Raw genomic sequence first — 1,522 nt, 5'->3', positions numbered from 1 at the left:
CCGGGGCCGGGTGATCGTGTCCTGGCTGACGACCACCGACCACAAGAAGATCGGCCATCTCTACCTGATCACGTCGTTCGGCTTCTTCGTCGTCGCCGGTCTGCTGGCGATGGTGATCCGGGCGGAGCTGGCCCGGCCGGGACTGCAGATCCTGTCGGCCGAGCAGTACAACCAGGCGTTCACGATGCACGGCACGATCATGCTGCTGCTGTTCGCCACGCCGACCTTCGCCGGGTTCGCCAACGCGATCATGCCGTTGCAGATCGGATCGCCCGATGTCGCCTTCCCCCGGCTGAACATGCTGTCGTACTGGCTGTTCGCCTTCGGCGGGCTCATCGTGCTCTCCAGTTTCCTGACCTCGCAGGGCGCCGCCGACTACGGCTGGACCGCCTACACGCCGCTCAGCGGAGCCTTCCGCTCCGACTACGTCGGCGCCGACCTGTGGGTCATGGGACTGGGACTGTCCGGGTTCGGCACGATCCTGGGCGCGGTCAACTTCATCACCACCATCATCTGCATGCGCGCCCCGGGCATGACCATGTTCCGGATGCCGATCTTCACCTGGAACGTGCTGCTCACCTCGGTACTGGTGCTGCTGGCCTTCCCCGTGCTGGCCGCCGCGCTGCTGGTGCTGGAGGCCGACCGGCGGTTCGGGGCGCAGGTGTTCGCGGCCGAGAACGGCGGGGCGATCCTGTGGCAGCACCTGTTCTGGTTCTTCGGCCACCCCGAGGTGTACATCCTGGCGCTGCCGTTCTTCGGTGTGGTCAGCGAGGTCATCCCGGTCTTCGCCCGCAAGCCGATCTTCGGCTACATGGGCCTGGTCGGTGCCACCATCGCCATCACCGGCCTGTCGGTGACCGTGTGGGCCCACCACATGTTCGCCACCGGCGCGGTACTGCTGCCCTTCTTCTCCTTCATGAGCTTCCTGATCGCGGTGCCGACCGGGGTGAAGTTCTTCAACTGGATCGGCACGATGTGGAAGGGCTCGCTCTCCTTCGAACCGCCCATGCTGTGGGCGGCCGGCTTCCTCGTCACCTTCCTGTTCGGCGGTCTGACCGGCGTGCTGCTGGCCTCACCGCCGATCGACTTCCACGTCACCGACAGCTACTTCGTGGTCGCCCACTTCCACTACGTCGTCTTCGGCACCGTCGTCTTCGCCATGTTCGCCGGCTTCAGCTTCTGGTGGCCCAAGATGACCGGCACCATGCTCGACGAACGCCTGGAGAAGGTCCACTTCTGGTCGCTGTTCACCGGCTTCCACCTCACCTTCCTGGTCCAGCACTGGCTCGGCGCCGAGGGCATGCCCCGCCGCTACGCCGACTACCTCGCCGCCGACGGCTTCACCGCCCTCAACACCGTCTCCTCCATCGGCGCCTTCCTGCTGGGCCTGTCCACCCTGCCGTTCCTCTACAACGTGTGGAAGACCGCCCAGCGGGGCGAGAAAGTCCAGGTCGACGACCCCTGGGGCTACGGACGCTCCCTGGAGTGGGCCACCTCCTGCCCACCACCCCGGCACAACTTC

Annotated in this window: 1 protein-coding gene; it reads left to right on the top strand. The window is 66.1% G+C overall.

Annotation, left to right across the window (positions count from 1 at the left end; all coding sequences use genetic code 11):
* Positions 1 to 1,522: aa3-type cytochrome oxidase subunit I (gene ctaD, locus ACY1JF_RS31855; protein ID WP_462708752.1), on the top strand; the 1,522-nt coding region annotated here is incomplete at both ends.

The organism is Streptomyces sp. SYSU D01066-1, assembly GCF_054956795.1.
The sequence above is the reverse complement of the archived record's forward strand: the minus strand, read 5'-3'. Positions and strand labels throughout refer to the sequence as shown.